The sequence below is a fragment of the Amycolatopsis sp. M39 genome (assembly GCF_001651785.1).
GTDB classification, from domain to species: Bacteria; Actinomycetota; Actinomycetes; order Mycobacteriales; family Pseudonocardiaceae; genus Amycolatopsis; species Amycolatopsis rubida.
The window spans coordinates 102,285-119,706 of record NZ_LWSF01000015.1; the positions used below are offsets into that span (position 1 = coordinate 102,285).

At 70.5% G+C, this 17,422-nt stretch carries 14 protein-coding genes and 1 pseudogene; 5 read left to right on the top strand and 10 right to left on the bottom strand.

Annotated elements, in window-relative coordinates:
- Window positions 1-38: 38 nt before the first annotated feature.
- The 4 genes and pseudogenes from A4R44_RS27570 to A4R44_RS27580 all read right to left on the bottom strand — a co-directional run bounded on the left by A4R44_RS27570 (window position 39) and on the right by A4R44_RS27580 (window position 2,888).
- Window positions 39-515 carry a co-chaperone YbbN gene (locus A4R44_RS27570; protein WP_093576607.1) on the bottom strand — a complete coding sequence of 159 codons (477 nt, stop codon included), beginning with the start codon at window positions 513-515 and terminating at the stop codon, window positions 39-41.
- A 10-nt stretch (window positions 516-525) separates the two neighbouring features.
- A complete protein-coding gene (locus tag A4R44_RS50795) occupies window positions 526-927 on the bottom strand; it encodes a rhodanese-like domain-containing protein (RefSeq protein ID WP_232791810.1) in 402 nt (133 codons plus the stop codon).
- A gap of 147 nt (window positions 928-1,074) precedes the next feature.
- Window positions 1,075-2,208: pseudogene (locus tag A4R44_RS50800) on the bottom strand (cytosine permease); the annotation flags it as partial.
- On the bottom strand, window positions 2,205-2,888 hold the full coding sequence (locus tag A4R44_RS27580; RefSeq protein ID WP_067586850.1) for a tRNA-dependent cyclodipeptide synthase: 684 nt from the start codon (window positions 2,886-2,888) through the stop codon (window positions 2,205-2,207). The gene A4R44_RS27580 and the pseudogene A4R44_RS50800, both read right to left, overlap by 4 nt.
- Before the next feature lie 287 nt (window positions 2,889-3,175).
- On the opposite strand from A4R44_RS27580, the gene A4R44_RS27585 reads away from it, so the two are divergent.
- Both A4R44_RS27585 and A4R44_RS27590 read left to right on the top strand, forming a co-directional pair.
- A complete protein-coding gene (locus A4R44_RS27585) occupies window positions 3,176-4,129 on the top strand; it encodes a LysR family transcriptional regulator (RefSeq protein WP_067586852.1) in 954 nt (317 codons plus the stop codon).
- Window positions 4,105-5,049: a LysR substrate-binding domain-containing protein gene (locus tag A4R44_RS27590; RefSeq protein WP_067586855.1), complete on the top strand. Its 945-nt coding sequence runs from the start codon at window positions 4,105-4,107 to the stop codon at window positions 5,047-5,049. The genes A4R44_RS27585 and A4R44_RS27590 overlap by 25 nt, the downstream gene beginning before the upstream one ends.
- Window positions 5,050-5,160: 111 nt before the next feature.
- Here A4R44_RS27590 and A4R44_RS27595 read toward each other — a convergent pair whose 3' ends face one another.
- From A4R44_RS27595 to A4R44_RS27605, 3 genes are all read right to left on the bottom strand, one after another.
- Complete coding sequence (locus A4R44_RS27595; protein ID WP_232791803.1) at window positions 5,161-8,541, bottom strand: S8 family serine peptidase; 3,381 nt, start codon at window positions 8,539-8,541, stop codon at window positions 5,161-5,163.
- Window positions 8,542-8,784: 243 nt separating this feature from the next.
- Window positions 8,785-10,008: an MFS transporter gene (locus A4R44_RS27600; protein WP_067586858.1), complete on the bottom strand. Its 1,224-nt coding sequence runs from the start codon at window positions 10,006-10,008 to the stop codon at window positions 8,785-8,787.
- The gene (locus A4R44_RS27605; RefSeq protein ID WP_093576603.1) at window positions 10,005-10,643 is read right to left on the bottom strand and encodes a GntR family transcriptional regulator; all 639 of its coding nucleotides are present in this window, start codon (window positions 10,641-10,643) and stop codon (window positions 10,005-10,007) included. Before A4R44_RS27605 ends, A4R44_RS27600 begins: the two co-directional genes overlap by 4 nt.
- Window positions 10,644-10,736: 93 nt before the next feature.
- On the opposite strand from A4R44_RS27605, the gene A4R44_RS27610 reads away from it, so the two are divergent.
- A complete protein-coding gene (locus A4R44_RS27610) occupies window positions 10,737-11,621 on the top strand; it encodes an ornithine cyclodeaminase family protein (protein ID WP_067586864.1) in 885 nt (294 codons plus the stop codon).
- Window positions 11,622-11,680: 59 nt separating this feature from the next.
- The gene (locus A4R44_RS27615; RefSeq protein WP_067586873.1) at window positions 11,681-12,313 is read left to right on the top strand and encodes a class I SAM-dependent methyltransferase; all 633 of its coding nucleotides are present in this window, start codon (window positions 11,681-11,683) and stop codon (window positions 12,311-12,313) included.
- Between the two features lie 417 nt (window positions 12,314-12,730).
- Here the strand turns inward: A4R44_RS27615 and A4R44_RS27620 are convergent, their stop codons facing one another.
- On the bottom strand, window positions 12,731-13,000 hold the full coding sequence (locus A4R44_RS27620) for an antitoxin (RefSeq protein WP_067586874.1): 270 nt from the start codon (window positions 12,998-13,000) through the stop codon (window positions 12,731-12,733).
- A gap of 211 nt (window positions 13,001-13,211) precedes the next feature.
- Here A4R44_RS27620 and A4R44_RS27625 point away from each other — a divergent pair, with 211 nt between their 5' ends.
- Window positions 13,212-14,306, top strand: coding sequence for a CaiB/BaiF CoA-transferase family protein (locus A4R44_RS27625; protein WP_067586875.1), 1,095 nt, complete (start codon window positions 13,212-13,214; stop codon window positions 14,304-14,306).
- Window positions 14,307-14,338: 32 nt separating this feature from the next.
- On the opposite strand, the gene A4R44_RS27630 is transcribed toward A4R44_RS27625, so the two are convergent.
- Both A4R44_RS27630 and A4R44_RS27635 read right to left on the bottom strand, forming a co-directional pair.
- Window positions 14,339-15,562, bottom strand: coding sequence for a cytochrome P450 (locus A4R44_RS27630; protein ID WP_198545459.1), 1,224 nt, complete (start codon window positions 15,560-15,562; stop codon window positions 14,339-14,341).
- 142 nt (window positions 15,563-15,704) lie between these two features.
- Window positions 15,705-17,240, bottom strand: a complete 1,536-nt coding sequence (locus tag A4R44_RS27635) for a metallophosphoesterase family protein (protein ID WP_067586878.1) — start codon at window positions 17,238-17,240, stop codon at window positions 15,705-15,707.
- Window positions 17,241-17,422: the final 182 nt, after the last annotated feature.

Here is a 17,422-nt window from a genome sequence, read left to right on the forward strand (position 1 = left end):
GCCGGGATCCCGGGGAATCCCGGCGGAGGCGGGAGCGGTCAGAGGTTGTTCAGCCAGGTGCGTAGGTCGTTCGGGCCGCTGCCCTCGTCGAACCCGACCACCCGGCTGCCCTTCTCCTGGCCGCTGGAGACGTCGATCAGCGTCGGGATGTACTCGATGCCGTACTTGTCGGCGATCTCCTTGTTCTGGCCCTGCTCGCTCAGGTCCACCTTCGCCCAGATCCACTTGCCGTTGTCGGCGGCGTGGTACTTCTCCAGGTAGGGGGCCATCTTCTGACAGGGGCCGCACCAGCTGGCGTAGAAGTCCAGCACGACCGGCTTGGTCTTGGACATCTCCATCACCTGGTCGTAGTTGGCCGAGGTCACGTCGATGACGGTCTCGTCCTGCGGGGCCACCGAGGCGGAGGCCGCCGGGGCGGGGGCCTGCGCGGCGATCGCCGGCGTGGCCGCCGCTCCGCCGAGCACGCCCGCGGTCATCGCCGCGACGGCCGCGAACATCCGGATTCTCGTTCCCATGTTCTCTCCTCTATTCGGGGTGGTTGACCGGCACCGGCGCCGGACGCGCCGGGGCTTCGGGGGCGGGGCCGGTTTCGGTGGGATGGCCTGCCTCGACCCAGTCTTCGATTCCTTCGCGGTACTTGCGGACGTCGGCGTAGCCGAGTTCGAGCAGCCGGGCGCCGACGAATTCGCTGTTGCGGCAAGGGGTGTTGGCGCAGTAGACGACGATCGCCGCGGTTTTGTCCGGGACCACCCGAGGGGCGTGCTCGTCGGTGAACCGCGCGGCCTGCTCGTAGGGGAAGCCCGGGATGTTGCGGGCGCCGGGAAGGTGTTCGCGGGCGTAGTAGTCGACCGGCATGGTGTCGACGACGATCACCGTGCCCTCGTCCATCGCGGTTTTCAGCTCTTCGCGGCCGATCAGCGGCAGCATGCCGGTTCCTCCCGGGTTCCGGCGGCGGGCCAGCAGGCCCGCCGCGAGGTGACTGACGAACGCCACGACCACCGAGTTGATCGTGGGAATCCCGAAGTCGAAGACGACCGCGAAAGCCGTCCCGAGCGCCCAGCTGACCAGCGCGGCCTGCTCCCAGTCGCGGCCGGCGACCGCCTGCCCGCGGCGCACGGCGTCGAGAACGGGACGGCACCGGCGGAGCACGAAGTACTCCGCGATGAGCACCCCGGCGACCGGCGGGGCGAGCACGCCGACCGCGGTCAGGAATCCGGCGAAGTCGTCGGCGATCCCGAGCGCGGAGGCCGCCGTGCCGATCACCCCGAGCACCAGTACCACGCGCACCCGGCTGACCTTCCGGTCGAACAGCACGTCCACGACGTTGACCAGGCCGAGCGAGGAGGAGTACAGGTTCCAGTCGTTGATCTTGAGGATCGCGGTGGCCAGCACCAGGGTGCCGAGCAGCCCCGAGGAGGAGGTGACGATTCCGACGACGTCCGAGGTCGCGGCGGCGTGCGCGAGCAGCACGCCGATCAGCCCGATCAGGTACTCGCCGAGCGTCACGCTGAGCACGGTCTGCTTGACGACGTCGCCGCGGGTGCGGTTGAACCGTGTCATGTCCGGGGTCATCAGCGCGCCGAGGATGAAGGCCCCGGACACCAGCGTGGTCGCCGCGCCGAGCGACAGCGGCGGTCCCGGCGGGGGAGCGGAAATCAATGCCGCCAGCGAGTGCGTGTGCAGCGCGTCGAGCACCGAATACCCGGCCAGCACCAGGAAAGCGGGCACCGTCAGGTACGCGGTCCAGGCCATCAGGCGGAAGCCGTAGACGGTGATCACGGTGATCGCCAGCCCGCCGACCAGCGCCCAGCCCCATTCCGGCACCGCGCCGCCGAGGGCGTGCATCCCGTGCGCGAACACCCCGTTCTGCACGCCGAACCAGCCCGCGAGGCTGATCGCCACCAGCAGGCCGACCAGCGCCGAACCCTTCCGGCCGAATCCGGCCCAGCGGGCCAGCACCGAGGTGGACAGTCCTTCGCGCACCCCGGCGATGCCGAGCAGCACGGTGATGACCTCCAGCAGCACCGAGCCGATCGTGATGGCCAGCACCGCGTTCCAGAACGTCATGCCGTAGCCCAGCAGCGCGCCGACGATGAACTGCTGGAACGAGGACACCTGCCCGAACCGCTGCACCGCGACCGAGGGCCAGGACCGGCGGGCGGCGTCCGGGACGCGGGTCAGCGAATAGTCGTCGTGGCGCTCGCTCATCGCCCGGTCGCTTCCAGCGCGGCTTCGGCGACGACCAGGAAACCCTGGCCCGGCTCGGGCCGGAACGCGAATTCCCGGTCGAAGAACTTCTCGAGAAACGGCACCCGCTGGTGGTAGACGAACATCGACCGCGGATTTCCGGTGATCAGCCCGGAACCGGCGAACAACGGGAGTTCGGCGAGGAAGTAGCGCACGGCGAGCCGCAGCGCCCGCTCGTCCGGCACGTTTCCGGTCCGGCCCTGCAGCACCCAGGTGGAAGCGCCGTAGCAGGCGGAGCGGAATGCGCTGTCGGTTTCGAAGCGGTTTTCCGCTTCGGCCAGCAATCGCCGGTAGGACGGCAGCTCGCGCAGCCGGGCCATGCCGAGGATCCGGCTCTCCGGGTCGGGCACGTCCAGCGCGCGCAGCGCGGCGGCGATCTTGTTGTGCACGTGGCAGGACTGCCGGTGCGCCTTCTGTTTCGCCCTGGCCGGCGGGTATCCGAGCGCTTCGAGCGTGTAGGCGGTGACCTCGTCCGGGACGAAGAAGCAGAACTCGGCGAAGTGCTCCGCGGTCCACGCGGCGAGCCGGATCAGCCGTTCCGCGGTGAAATAGCCGTTGAACGGGCTCACTCCGACACAGGCGTGCCGGACGTCCGGATACAGGCGGGCGCAGCCGGAAGACAGCGGAGTCGCGTCGAACATGGAAATCCTCCACCTTTTCTCGTCTCGATTCCGCGTTTCTCCCGGCGGGGCGGGACTGGTGCGGCTCACTGTGCCGGGATCCGGGCGGCGCGGGTAATGCCTGCCGGTTATGCCGTCGCGGACCGCGCCGCGCCGTGCGATGCGGAGGTCCGTGCGGTTCCCCTCACGGACTTCCGCGGGAGTGAAGCCATGTCCCCGTTCGGAAAGAGGATTTCCTACTTTGGTCGGGCGATTGCCACACTTTCGCCGGTGCACTCGCCCCGGCGGGCCTCATATCGTGAACTTTCGTGGAGTTGGAACTCAAGCATTTGCGCCACCTCCGAGCGATCGCCAATGCGGGCAGCCTCAACCGCGCGGCCACCGAACTGGTGCTGCCGCAGCCCGCCCTCAGCCGCGAACTGCGCAGGATCGAGGAACTGCTCGGCCGGGCGCTGTTCGAACGCGCCCGCGCCGGGGTGCGGCCCACGCCGTTCGGGCAGCTGATCCTCGACTACGCGGACGGGATCCTCGCGCGCACCGCCCGGATCGGACCGGCCCTCGCACAGCACCGCGCCCAGCGCGACAGCGCGCTGCGGGTCGGCTGGTCGGAAACCGTCCTGTCCGGTCCGTTGCTCCGCGCGCTGGAGACGACCGGGCTCGGCGACCGGGCGGAGATCCGGACCGCCGAGTCGACCGCGGAGATGCTCGGGTGGTTCGGCCGCGGCGAACTCGACCTCGCCGTCCTGTCCGAACAGTGCGAGGTGCCGCTCCCGGCGAACACCGGCCGGATCGACCTCGCCGAGGACCCGCTGCTGATGATGCTGCCGGACTGGCATCCGCTCGCCGCCCGGCACGAGGTGGACCTGGCCGAGCTGGAACACGAGCGGTGGATCTCCTCGACCGGGCCGGACCGCTGCCGCGAGTTCCTCGCCCGGGTGTGCGGCCCGTACGGCTTCGCCCCGGTGATCGCCCACTACGTGCCGGTCTCCGGCCCGCGCGACGAGATCGTCCGTTACCAGGGCGACGTGACGCTCGTGCAGGCCTCCCGCCCGCTCGCCCCGGGGGTGGTGCACCGGCCGGTCCCCGGTCTGCGGGAGCGGACCAGCCATTTCCTGCTGTACCGGGAGGACAGTCCGGTCGCCGCGCGGGCCGGTCTGCTGGCCGGGTTGATCCTCGACGCCTATCACGACGAAAAGGGCGGTTTCGACGGCCCGCGCGCGATTCCGGGGGAACTGCCGTGGCTGACCGCCCGGACCAGCTGATCCACACCGGGGCCGACCTCGAACTGCGGCAGCTGAAGCTGCTGGTCGCGGTCGCCGAGGCGGGCGGCGTCGCCGCCGCCGCGGCCGCGCTGGGAACGACTCCGGCCAAGCTCGCGCTGCGGATCCGACGGCTGGAACGGATGGTCGGCGCCGCGCTGCTGGCGGCGGAACCGGCCGGGAAGCTGTTCACCGAAACCGGCGAACTCCTGCTCGAACACGCCTCGGCGGTGGTGCCGCAGTTCGACCGGATGCTGACCGCCGCGCGCGCCGGACTGGAGCGCCCCGCCGCGCAGATCCGGATCGGCTCGGTGCCGACGCCCCTGCTGCCGCGGCTGATTCGCGAGGTGGGGCTGCGCAATCCGGACGCCGGGCTGGCGATCCGGACCGGCGAATCGGCCGCGGAGCTGGCCGAAGCGCTGCTTCGCGAGGAGCTGGATCTCGGCCTGCTGCGTCAGGACGCCGTGCGGGAACGCCCTCTCGAATGGGTCTCGGTAGCCACGGAACCGCTGGTGGTCGGCATTCCGCCCGGGCATCCGCTCGGCGTTCCGGACTCGCTCACCCCGGCCGCGCTGTCCGGCCGGCGCTGCGTTCTGCTCGACCAGACCGTGCAGCCCCGGACGCGTGCATTGCTCGCGGCCTTCGCCGACGCTGGTGCTGATCCGCGGCTTTGCTACGCCGACAGCGAATGGGCGGTGCTGTGCCTCGGTCACGGGGCCGGAATCCTGACCGTGACGGCCCCGCCGACCAGACCGATGCCGGACACCGCGTACCGGCCGCTGCATTGCGCGGCCACGAATTCGACTCTCGTGCTCGCCTGGGCGGACGACGGGCCGCTCGCCGGCTGCGTCCCCCGCGTCCGTGCGGCGATGACGCGCGCGCATGCCGAACACCTTCGCGCGCTGGTCCAGTACCGTCGGTGAAGGACTCCTTGAGGGAATCAGATTCCCTCAAGGAGTCCTTCACCGACCTCACGGGTACGGGTGCCTGCTCGTCAGCCGATGCGGTAGCTGTAGGGCAGAGTCGCCAGCACCTCACCGGTTCCGGCCTGCGGCAGGCCGGTCACGCCGGTCGGCAGCGACGGCACGGTCACGATGTTCAAGTGCCCGGCCACCTTCTGCCCGCGGTTGCCCGACGGCGTGATCGTCACCAGGATCGTCGCGGTCTCGCCCGGCTTCACCAGCTTCGGCGTGCCGCCGGTGCCGTTCGGGTCCACCGACTGGCCGTAGGGGTCGCCGGTCGACGACGTCACCGAACCGTCGAAGCCCGCCGTCTGGATCGACGCCGTGTAGCTGGAATGCCCGGCAGGCGCGCCGTCCGGACCGAACGGGCCGATCTCCTGCACGTCGGCGAACCAGACGCCCTTGGTGACGTACCCGGTCTTCTCGCCGATCGTCGCCACCGACACCGTGCTGCCGTTCTGCGCGGACTTCAGGTCGCCGAGCACGTCGATGCCCGCCGCCGAGCCCTGGATTTCCGCCTGCGCGGGCACGGTCGAGGATGTCGCGACGGTGAACTTGCTCGTCTCCGGCGGAATCGAGTACACCGGCGCGTTCGCGTTCAGCTCCGGCAGGTCGACCTCGGTCGAACCCTGGATCGGCTGCGGCTGCAGCGTTTGCCGGGCGTTCGTGCGCGCGTCGATGCCGATCGCGATCGGCTCGATGCCGGGGTTGCGCACCGTCACCGGCNATGCCGATCGCGATCGGCTCGATGCCGGTGTTGCGCACCGTCACCGGCACGGTCACCGCCTTGCCCGCCGCGAGCGACGCGGACTGCGGCAGCGCGGGTGCGCCTGCCGAGACCTGGTCGAAGCCGACGGTTCCGGTGAACGGCTGGTCGATCTGCTTGCCCGTCACCGGGTTCTGCACGACGAGCACCAGGTGCCAGCGGCCCGGCAGCGGGTTCGCGTCGACGAGCTGCAACCCGGTGCCCTGGCCCAGTGTCGTGGCCGAGGCGAGGAAGGCGTTGCTGTTCACGTCGGCGAGCTCGCCGTTCGGGTCGACCAGGACGCCGTCGAGCAGCGTGCCCGGATCCTGCAGCTTCACCGCGACGTCGAGGTCCCGCTTGCCGCGCGGCACGTCGAATTCGTAGGAGAAGGTCTGCGCGGGCGACACCGCGCGGGCGTTGCCGCCGGTGATCGTGCCGCTGAACGTGCCAGGGCCGTTCTTCGTCGGGATCAGCGCGCGCAGCACGGCCGACACTGTGCTCTGGTGTCCGTCGGAGCTGCCGAAGGTGATCGAGTAGTCCGCGTCGCCGCCGCTGGCCGGGGTCTGCAGCGCGACGTGCACCGGCTTCGTCTGACCGGGGTTGAGCTGCAGGATCTGCGGCGACACCTGGCCGTAGGGGACGGCCCGCTGCGCGGTGGTCGCCAGCTGGATGTCCCCGGTGTAACCAGTCTTGCCTGCCGCCGAGTAGAGCACCGCTGTCCACGTGCCCGCGGCAGGGCGCGTGACGTCCACGTTGGCGTAGTTCGCCGTCGCGGCCCCGCCCTGCGGACGGCTGTTGGCGACGAAAGTGCCGTCCGGCGCGAGCAGCGTCAGCCGCACCACCGGGGTGACGGACTGGCCGTTGACCGTCTTCGGGCTGCCCTGCCACGCCATCCGCGCCAGCAGCCGCTGCGCGCCGTTCGGCACGGAGAACGTGACCTTCTGGTAGGCCCAGTCCGTGCCGTTGAAGTACGGGAACGTCGGCAGCTTCGCCGAGTCGAACGAGGTGGTCTGCGTCTGCGTGCCCATCGGGGCGAACGTCCGCGTGCCGGTGCTGACTGTCAGCGGCTTGGCGCCCGAGTTGGTGACGTTCACCGACGCGTGCTGCGTGCTGCCCGGCGCGCCTTCCAGCGTCAGCTGGTCGGCCGACAGCGTGATGTTCGACGAGACGCCCGCCGGCGCCCCGGTCGAGCCCGGAGCGGTGAGCGCCGCTTCGACCGCCGCGCGGGCGTCGAGAAGGCCTGCGCCCTGCTCGTCGGCCGGGAGGTTGAGGTCGCGCGTGGTGCTGGTGATGATCTGCTTCACCTGTGCGGGGGACGGAGAGGTGCCGTGGTGCGAATTGCGGTAACTCTGGATCACCAGCGCGGCGACACCCGCGGTCAGCGGGGCGGCCTCACTGGTCCCGCCGAAGGATTCCAGGTCCGTTCCCTGCGGCACGGTCTTGAAGTCGCGGCATTCCGCGTACGCCGGAGCGCAGTCGGCCCAGTTGCCCTCGCCGGGTGCGACGAGGTCGATCGTGCGGCCGTTCTGCGTGATGCCGGACGAGGACAGCGCGGAGATGTTGTCGCTCACCCATTTCCCGTTGGAGAACGGGAAAGCCGCGTAGCCGGTCTGCGCGTACAGCCGGTTGTCGGTCGTCGCGCCGGCGGAGATCACCAGCGGGTCGGTGGCCGGGCTGCCGATCGTGGACGTGGTGCCCGCGTCGCCGCTGGAGGCGGTCACCGTGACGCCCGCGGCCACGGCCTGGTCGTTGAAGACCTGGAACAGGTTGCGGGAGCTGGAATCCGGGTACTGGTTGAGGCCGAGCGACTCGTTGATCACGTCGACGTGGTCGACGGTCACCGCGTAGTCGATCGCCTGCAGCACCGCGGAGTTCGTGGCGGTCTTGCCGAAGACGTTCAGCCCGACCAGGCTCGCGCCCGGCGCGACGCCCTTGACGACGATGGTGCAGCCTGCGGGGAGCGGGTGCTTCTCGTTGACGAACTTCGACAGGTCGTGCACCACGACGCCCTGCGCGGCGATCGACGAAGCGTCGCCGAAGGCCTCGGCCCCGGCGTCGGTCGTGTTCGGACCGTCGCCGGAGAAGTCCTGGTAGTCCGAGAACACGTGGCTGCCGTCGGGACGGATGAAGTCCGCGTAGTTCGGGTCCATGTTGTCGGCGAGGAAGGCGACCTTCACGCCGGATCCGTTGGCCAGATCGGACGCGCTCTTGCCGCCGCTGGTGCTGTACGCGCGGATCGACGTCAGCGCTTCGGGCTCCAGCAACGGTTTCGCCGGGTCGGCCGGGCAGGTCGCGTTCGGCGTGGCCTGCGCGGCCGGTCCGCCTGCCTTCGGCGCGGCGGCCGGTGCGCCCGGTTTGGCGTCCGGCAGCGTCACCTTGCTGTCCGGCAGCACCTGCGCGACCGCCGGGTCGTGCGCGAGCTGTGCGGCCTGCGCGAGCGTGACGGTGGCGGAAAACGCGTTGCCCAGTGCGAAGTGCTTGACCTTGGCCGGTGCCGCGCCGGAGAGCTTGGCGAGCACCGAGTCCTGTTCTTGGGTGGCTTTGGCGCGGCGAGTGTCCGAGGCCGCCTTGGTGGGCGGCGCGCTGGGCAATTGGTCCGCGAGGACGACGATCACCGATTGCGGCGCGGTGTCCGCCGCGGCGGCCGGCGCGGCAGCCTGCGCCGGCTGGGTGGCCCCGGCCAGCACCAGACTGCCGGTCGCAGCCATGACCAGGGCGCGAACGGATCGCGAGGAACGCCCCATGTGCGGTTCCCACTTCCTGCTAGAAGGGTTCGTGAGTTACCGGCCCCGACGAAATCGGGCGCACTCGTGCCGCGCTCGATTTCCCGGCAGCAGAACTCTTTCCGACTCCCGCACGATCCACAAGCGACAATAGTGGGAAACAAATCCGGCAAACGGGACCGAATTTCCGCGCGGTCGCGCATTCGGTCCCGTTTGCCGGAATCGGGGTCAGTCCTGAGGCAGGTGCCGGCGCGAGTGCCGGGTCACCACAAGGGTTCCCGCGATCGCGACCACGGCGACGCAGCCGAGCAGCACCGGGTAGCCCGCTACTCCGTTCAGGGCGGCTAAAATTGACGGCAGGAGGAATCCGATGTACGCCAGCGCGTAGTACACGCCGGTGAGTTCCGCGATTTCGTCCGGCCGGGCGAGGCGTTGCAATTCCAGCAGCCCGGACACCACGACGATGCCGTAAGCGGCGCCCAGCACAATCGCCGCGCCGAGGGCGATCCAGGGCGATTCCCGCGCCGCGGCGAAGACGCTCAAGACGAGCCCGGCGCAGAGCACCGCCATCCCGGTGAGCACGGCCCGGGCGCTGGTGGCGCGGTCGACCCGCTTGGCGATCGGCTGAATCCCCACGCCCGCGCCGATCGCGCAGACAGTGAGCAAGGTGGAGTAGGCCAGCGCCCACGACCCGGTCCGGTGCTCGACGAGCTGCGGCAGGATCGCGTACGCCACGCCGCACGAACCGAAGATCCACGGCGCGGCAGGCAGGATCACCCGGCGGAACCGCGGATGCCGCGTGGTGGCGGGCACCGCGGCGCGGACCGAATCGGTCCGGGCAGCGAGCGTTTCCGGACTGCGCGTGACCGCGGCGAGCGAGACCAGCGCGAGTCCGATGTGGACCAGGTAGGGGAGGACCATCGGCCACGGCCCCCACTGCGCGAGCACTCCGGCGACGCCCGGGCCGATGCCGAGCCCGAGGGTCAGGCACAGTGCCGCGCGGCGGGTCCCGGTGTCGGCCGCACTGTGCGGGTCGGCGTCGGCGAGTTCCTTGATCCAGGTGGAGCCCACGGCCATCGCGACCGCGACCGCGATCCCGGAGAGGAACCGGCCTGCGGCGATCCACCCGGCACCGGCCGGACCGAGCGCCAGCAGCACGCTCGCCAGCAACGACAACACGGCGCCGGCGAACATCACCGGACGGCGACCGTACCGATTGGACAGTCCGCCGGACAGCAGCAGCCCCGGCACGAGGCCGACGACGTAGGCGCCGAGCAGGGCGTCGACGGTGAACGCGGAGTAGCCCGCGGCGTGGTACATCACGAGCAGCGGGGTGAACTGGTTGCCGCCCCATCCGGCCGCGAACACCGCGGCGGCGGCCGGGAACCAGGCCGGGCGGGCGGTCGTTCCGGGTGTTTCAGGCAGGTGGGCGCGGTCAGCTGCAGTGGTCATCGACGGTGCACCGAATCCAGGTGTGCTCGCAGGGCCGGGGCGAAGGCAGCGGCCTTCGTCTCGGCCTCCGCGATGATGTTCAGGAGCTCTTCGTGCTCGTCGACGACCTGCGGCAGGCGGGCCGGGATCGGCGCGAGCGCGTGGACGTTCATCCGGCGCTGCCGGTCGGCGAGCGTCGTGTAAAAGCCGAGCAGCAGCGTATTGCCGCCCGCCTCGACGATCATGCGGTGAAACAGCGCGTCGGCTTCCGCGAACGCAGGCACGTCGCCCGCCTCCGCGTGCTGCCGTTGGGCGGCCAGCACCGCACGCAGCCGATCGAGCGCCGCCGGGATCAATTCCGGGCGACGGCCGAGCCGTTGTACCGCCGCGCTTTCGACGGCCTCGCGGGCTTCGAGCACGTCCTCGGCCTCGCCCGGGGTGATCGGCACGACGATCGCGCCGCGCTTCGGGATCAGGTTGAGCAGCCCCTCGACCTGCAGCCGCAGGAACGCCTCGCGCACCGGCGTCCGGCTCACTCCGAGCCGCTCGGCGATCTCGCCCTCGCTGAACAGGTGCCCGCCGGGCAGTTCGCCGGTGAGCACGAGTTCCTTGGTGAGCTCGTACGCGCGGTCGGCGGCGGGTTTCAACGCTTTCACGACTGAGACGCTAGCATGCATCCCATCTTGTATCTAAGCCGTTGTGACCTGCGGCTCAGCAGGTCTGTCGGTGCGCTGTGCCATGCTGCGGAAGTGCGATTGCTCCTTGATGCCCGCCCGACTGTCCAGCAAGCCGTCGATGCCGTCCGCGCCGCGCTGGCCGGCGGCCTCGACCCTGACCAGGACCCGCCCCGGTCCGTCGTGCCCGTGCCCACCGGGCAGTTCCTGCTCATGCCCGCGTTCTGGGACCGTTACGCCGGGGTCAAGGTCGCGTCCGTCGCGCCGGGCAACCCGGCCCGGGGCCTGCCGCGGATCCAAGGCCACTACCTGCTGATGGACGGCCCGACGCTCACGCCCATGGCGCTCCTGGACGGCGTCGCGCTCACCTCGGTGCGCACGGCGGCCGTCTCCGCGGTGGCAGCGGACCTGCTCGCCGTGCCGGATGCGGAACGGCTGGTGGTGTTCGGGACGGGTCCGCAGGCGCAGAGCCACATCGAAGCCCTCTGTGCCGTGCGGCCGGTGCGGGACGTGGTGGTCGTCGGCCGCAACCCGGAGCGTACGCAAGCTCTCGCCGCGCAGTACCCCTTCGCCCGGGCCGGCACTCCGGACGACGTTTCCGCAGCTGATCTGGTCGCCTGCTGCACTTCGTCGCGCGTCCCCGTGTTCGACGGCGCGAAAGTCCCCGAGCACGCCACCGTGGTCGCCGTCGGCTCGCACGAACCGGAGGCACGGGAAGTCGACGATGTCCTTATCGGACGGTCCACAGTGGTCGTCGAAGGGATCGGCGCGGCTACTCGCGAGGCTGGAGATGTCGTGCTGGCAATAAAATCCGGGGTGCTCGCGGCGGATGATCTTGTCTCGCTCGCGGCACTGGCTCGGGGCTTCGCGGTGTCGCCGGGACCTCGGCTGTTCAAGAGCGTCGGGATGGCCTGGGAGGACCTGGTGGTCGCCGCGACCGCCTACGAAGCTGCCGAGTGACCGAAATTGTCGGCAGGTGCGGATAGCCTGGGGCCCTTCGACGGCGAGGGGAGACCGGGATGTCCGAGGAGCTGACCACCGCGGCGGAACTGTTCGACGCGATCGGCGCCGGGTACGAGGAAGCGTTCGGCCGTCGGCCGGTGGTCGACGCTGCCGTGCGGGAGCTCCTCGCGGTGCTGCCGCCGGCCGCGCGGGTCCTCGACATCGGCAGCGGAACCGGCCGCCCCGCCGCGGCGGATCTTGCCGCCGCCGGACATCGGGTGACGGGGATCGACGTGTCCGCGGAGATGGTGCGGATCGCCCGCGAACAGGTGCCCGAAGCCGAGTTCGTGCAAGCTGACCTGCGGGAATGGGAGTCGGAACCGGGAACGTGGGCCGCCGTGTGCGCTTTCTTCGCGTTCCTGCAGCTGACCCGGCTCGAAACGGAGCGCGCGCTCGGCCGGATCGCGGACTGGCTGGCGCCGGGCGGAAGGTTCGCCCTGGTCACCGTGCCCGCCGACGTCGAGGATGTGCCGGTCGACTTCCTGGGCCACTCGATCCGGGTGACCAGCTTCCCGGCGGACGCGCTGGCCGACCGGGTGCGCGCGGCCGGACTGGAGGTGACCGGAACCCGGGCGGAAGCGTTCGCACCGGGCAAACCGGGTGCGGAACCGGAGGAACACGTCCTGATCTCGGCCCGCAAACCCGGCTGAGCGAGCCGGGGAAACCGCGCCCTGGCCAGCGAATCGTGAAATAATTTCGGTGTTGCGCCGTGTCGCCGGAAACGGAGCGGCATTTTCGCGCTGTCCGGATGACTACGCCGGAAACTGTGCGGAAAATGCCACCCCGCCTCGCCCGGCGCGGTTGTCGCGCAAATGATGGCGGCGGCCGGATCGTACCGGCCGCCGCCGTCGATCCGCACGGGCTTCCCGCGGCCGCGCGGTTCGCGAGGCTTTTCCCGGGTCGTGCGGTTCACGAGGTCTCCTGGGAAGGCGATTCGCGCGGGCTTCCCGCAGTTGCGCGGTTCGCGAGGCTTTTCCCGGGGCCGCGCGGTTCGCAAGGTCTCCTCAGGAAGGCGAATCGCGCGGCCTTCCCGCGCAACGCGGGAACTCAGGCCGACGCGGCCCTCGCTACTGCTGGTTTCCCCACTGCTGCTCGCCCGGCTGGCCGCCCTGCTCGCCGCCGCCCTGCGGCTGTCCGCCCTGTTCCTGGCCGCCCTGCTGGCCGCCGCCGAAGTTCTCCTTCAGCTTGTCCGCGCCCTGGCGGATCTGGTCGCCGTGCTTGCCGCCCGTTTTGTCGTCGGCGAATTCGGCGGCCTTGTCGATGCCGTCGCCGACCTTGTCCTGGTTGTTGCCCGCGAATTCCTGAATCTTGTCCTTGGCCTGGTCGAAAAAGCTCATCGAAAACCCTCCTTGATCTGTTCGTGACCCATGGATACCAGCCGGGTACCCGAAGGGCGCGGCCGTGAGACGCCAGTCCCCGGTTCGGGTGAGGCTCGGCGCCGGTTCTGCCCGGGTCGGGCCACGGGTGGGTTACCCCACACGCCCGGGCCTGCGTCCGGCAGGCCGGTAGGGTCGCCGCCGCAAGGGGCGCCAGAGCCGAGGAGGACATGTGGCGGGACCGTTGAGCGGGCTGAAGGTCGTCGAGCTGGCCGGGATCGGGCCGGGGCCGCACGCGTGCATGGTGCTCGCCGACCTGGGCGCGGACGTCGTCCGGGTGGAACGGCCTTCCGGATCGCTCGACCTCAGCGGCGGCAAGCCGGACCCGCTGCTGCGCGGGCGCCGTTCGGTCGCCGCGGACCTCAAGACCCCCGAGGGCCGCGAACTCGTCCTGCGACTCGCGGCGAAGGCGGACGTGCTGGTCGAAGGCCTGCGCCCGGGCGTCGCCGAACGGCTCGGCGTCGGCCCGGACGACTGCTTCGCGGGCAATCCCCGCCTGGTGTACGGCCGGATGACCGGCTGGGGCCAGGACGGCCCGCTCGCCCAGCGCGCCGGGCACGACATCAACTACCTCGGCCTCACCGGCGTGCTGCACGCGATCGGCCGCGCGGGCGAACGTCCGGTGCCGCCGCTCAACCTGGTCGGCGACTTCGGCGGCGGGTCGATGTTCCTGATCGCGGGCGTGCTCGCGGCGGTGTGGGAGTGCGGCCGGACCGGGCGCGGCCAGGTCGTGGACGCGGCGATGGTCGACGGAGCGAACGTGCTGGCCCAGATGATGTGGGCGTTGCGCGGCCTGGGTTCCTGGTCCGACGAACGCGGCACGAATCTCCTCGACGGCGGCGCGCCGTTCTACGACACGTACGTCTGCGCGGACGGCCGGTACGTCGCCGTCGGTTCCCTGGAACCGCAGTTCTACGCGGCTCTCCTGAACGGTCTCGGCCTCGCCGCGGAAGACCTCCCGCCGCAACTGGACCGCGACGGCTGGCCCACCCTCCGCGCCGCCTTCACCCGGGCCTTCCTCAGCCGCACGCGCGACGAATGGGCCGAGGCCTTCGACGGCACCGACGCGTGCGTCACGCCGGTCCTCGCCCCCGACGAGGCTCCCCGGCACCCGCACATCGCCGCGCGGTCCGGCCTGGTCACGCTCGACGGCATCGTCCAGCCCGCTCCGGCACCGCGATTTTCGCGCAGCACAACGGATTTGCCGTCGCCGCCGCCGATGCCGGGCGCGGACACCGAGGCCGTCCTCGCCGACTGGGAGTCGTGAGTGTTCGTCCCGGTGAGAACCGGGACGAACACTCACGAGGACTTAAGCCGCACCGGCAGCGTCACATGCCCGTTGGTGATGAACGACGGCACCGGCTCCAGCTTCTCCTCGGTCACCGCCAGCGCCAAGTCCGGGAACCTCTCGAACAACGCCGGCAGGCCCAGCTCCGCCTCCGTCCGGGCGAGCTGCGCACCGAGGCAATAGTGCACGCCGTGGCCGAACGCGAGCGCTGATTTGTCCTCGCGGGCCAGGTCGAACTCGTGCGCGTCCGGACCGTGGTGGTCCTCGTCGCGTCCGGCGGGGCCGAAGGACGGAAGAATCGGGTCGCCCGCGCGGATGACCGTGCCCCCGATCTCGATGTCCTCTCGCGCGAACCGCAGCGGCAGGTGCGAAAGCGGGGCCTGCCAGCGCAAAGTCTCGTCCACGACGTCCGACCAGGTGCGTTTTCCGCCGAGGACCTGCCGCAGCTGCCCGGGATGAGTCAGCAGCGCGGTCACGGCCTGGTCGAGCAGGTTGACCGTCGTCTCGTGACCCGCGGTGATCACCAGGATCAGCGTGTCCGCCAGTTCCGCTTCGCTCAGCCGGGAGCCGTCGGAGTCACGCGCGGTGATCAGTGCGGTAGCGAGATCGTCGCCGGGCTCGGCGCGCCGCCGCGAGACGAGGTCGGCGAGGATTCCGTACAGCAGCTCGACGTTCGCGGTCGCTTCTTCCGCGGTCGCCGACGTCGCGAAGATCCCGGCCACCGCGGTGCGCAGGCCCGGCCGCGCTTGTTCGGGGACGCCGACCAGCCGGCAGATCACCTCGATCGGCAGCCGGTAGCAGTACTGCTCGCGCAGGTCGGTTTCCGGCGGTCCGGCGTCGAGGCCGGCGAGCAGGCCGTCGACGATCTCGGCGACCACCGGGCGCAGCGCGGCGATCCGGCCGGGCGAGAAAGCCTTGGACACCAGCGACCGCAGCCGCCGGTGCTCGTCGCCGTAGGCGGTGAACATGTTCTGCACCGAAACCCAGATGTGCAGCGGCCAGTCGGAGGAGATCTCGCCGTCCCGGTAGGCGGGCCAGTGCCGCCGGGCGTCCTTCGACACCCGCGGGTCGGCGAGCAGGGCGCGCAGCAGCGGCAGGCTGGTGACCGACCAGGCGAGCACTCCGCCCGGCAGTTCGACCACGGTCAGCGGTCCGCGGGCGCGAAGCCGGGCGCCCTCGCCGTGCACGTCCGGCGCCGCCGGGTCCAGCACGAAGGGGGTGACGGCGTGGTCCATGGGCGCTCCTCGCGGCCCGATAGTCCACAATGGACGGACGATGGGGGAGGTGTCCGTTGCGGCCGCCGGGTCCGCGGGAAGCGTAGCGCGGCTAAGGATCGTCCCGTCCGGCTTGAGGGGTGGTCCGGAGAAGGGGTTGACCTCAGCCGTCGGCGCGCTTGCGGTGCAGCGAGAACCGTTCGAACACCGACAGCTCGCCGGTCGGCTTGGCGACGTTGTAGTAGGTCACGTGCATGGTCGTCGTGCCGCCCGGACGGCGACCGGGATCCACTGTGAACGCGGCGAAACCGTAGGGGTGGTCGAGGTCGCGCACCGCGCTCCACACCGCCTTTTCGCGCACGTAGGTCGGTTTCCGCTTGCCCGTGGCCGGATCCCGCTTGTCCGCGACGGCGGTCAGCACCTTTCCGGTGCCGTCGGCGAAGAAGCTGCCGTTGGTGGTGCCGGAGACGCCGCCTCCGCCGAGAACCATGTGCACGGTGCCGTGCGTCGTGTCGATGTCGTCGGTCGCGTCGGAGACCGGGTTCGGCGTGAGCGTTTCGCTTTCCGCGACGACGCCGTGCACGGCGAGGGAGCGTTCGTAGTCGTGCTCGTGCCCGCAAAGCACCAGGTCGACGCCGTAGCGGTCGAACAGCGGACCGTACTTCTCGCGCAGGCCGAGGTCGGCGCCGTTCGCGTCGGACGTGCTGATCATGACCTGGTGCATCGCGACGACGATCCAGTCCACGTCGCGCGACGCCCGTGCCGCGGCGAGTTCCTTCTCCAGCCAGGCGAGCTGCCGCCCGCCGGAATAGCCGTTGACGTAGACGTCGCCGCCGTCTTGCAGGCAGTTGTCGTCGTTCTGCAGCACGACCACCCGGACCGAGCCGACGGTGAAGCCGTACCAGAGCCCGGCCAGTTCGGGATCGGTTTCGGTGGACGGCAGCTGGAAATACGCCTGGTAGGCGTCCATGCCGAGTGCGCCGTTGCTCTTCTCGATCTCGTGGTTGCCCGCGGCGGGCATCCACGGCCGGTACCGCGCCGAGCGGGCGTTGTTGGCGAAGAAGTTGTTCCAGGTGCGCACGCGGTCGACGTCGAGGTTGGCGTAGCAGAGGTCGCCGTTGAGCAGGTGGAACAGCGGCGCGACGGTCTCGATGCCGGTGACGATGTCCTTCGCGGCCGGCGTGGAGAAGAAGTCGAGCGCGGGCGCGCCCTTGAGGTCCCAGGTGACCTGCGGCGCGGACTGGTCGCCGAAGCTGGTGAAGGTGAACGCGGACCGCCCGCTGGGCGCGGTGCGGAACGTGCCCGCGTCGGGCGTCGCACCTTCGTGCTGGGCGATGTAGAGGTACTCGGTGTTCGGGCAGAGGCGGTTGATCTCGGCGTGGTGCACCCAGACTGTGCGGTTGGAAGCGCCGTCGAGGTAGGTGTGGGTGACCGCGGGCGCGTACGAACCGAAGCCGTCGTTGAGCGTGCCGTAGAGGACGCGGGGACGGCGGACCGGGCCGTCGGTGAGCCACGAAACCACCATCTGCCGCGCGGGATCTCGGCCGAACGTGAGGTGCAAACCCTGCACTGGTGTCGCGCCGCCGCCCGCGGTCGTCGCAAGGGGCGCGGCACTCGCCGTACCAGTGCCCAGCAGTGGTACGGCAGCGCTCGCGCCCATGAGGCCTAATGCTCCTCGACGGCTGACGGTGTTGGACATGACGGCCTCCTCCGGCTCCCAGGCGGAACCGAAGTTATGCTGGCCGCGGGGCTCGTCGATGAACGCTGGCTGTCCGGGACGTGAAGTGTCCCCGCGTGGAGTTCCGGTTCGTTCCCTTTGCCGGGAAAAGGTTCCCGGACTGTCCACAGTGGATTTTCGAGGCTTTCCCGGATCGATTCAGA

What these genes read in the sequence shown, in the direction of transcription:
- A4R44_RS27570 (WP_093576607.1), bottom strand. Translation starts at nt 515, where the DNA reads ATGGGAACGAGAATCCGGATGTTCGCGGCCGTCGCGGCGATGACCGCG.
- A4R44_RS50795 (WP_232791810.1), bottom strand. Translation starts at nt 927, where the DNA reads ATGCTGCCGCTGATCGGCCGCGAAGAGCTGAAAACCGCGATGGACGAG.
- A4R44_RS27580 (WP_067586850.1), bottom strand. Translation starts at nt 2,888, where the DNA reads ATGTTCGACGCGACTCCGCTGTCTTCCGGCTGCGCCCGCCTGTATCCG.
- A4R44_RS27600 (WP_067586858.1), bottom strand. Translation starts at nt 10,008, where the DNA reads ATGACCACTGCAGCTGACCGCGCCCACCTGCCTGAAACACCCGGAACG.
- A4R44_RS27615 (WP_067586873.1), top strand. Translation starts at nt 11,681, where the DNA reads ATGTCCGAGGAGCTGACCACCGCGGCGGAACTGTTCGACGCGATCGGC.
- A4R44_RS27620 (WP_067586874.1), bottom strand. Translation starts at nt 13,000, where the DNA reads ATGAGCTTTTTCGACCAGGCCAAGGACAAGATTCAGGAATTCGCGGGC.
- A4R44_RS27630 (WP_198545459.1), bottom strand. Translation starts at nt 15,562, where the DNA reads ATGGACCACGCCGTCACCCCCTTCGTGCTGGACCCGGCGGCGCCGGAC.
- A4R44_RS27635 (WP_067586878.1), bottom strand. Translation starts at nt 17,240, where the DNA reads ATGTCCAACACCGTCAGCCGTCGAGGAGCATTAGGCCTCATGGGCGCG.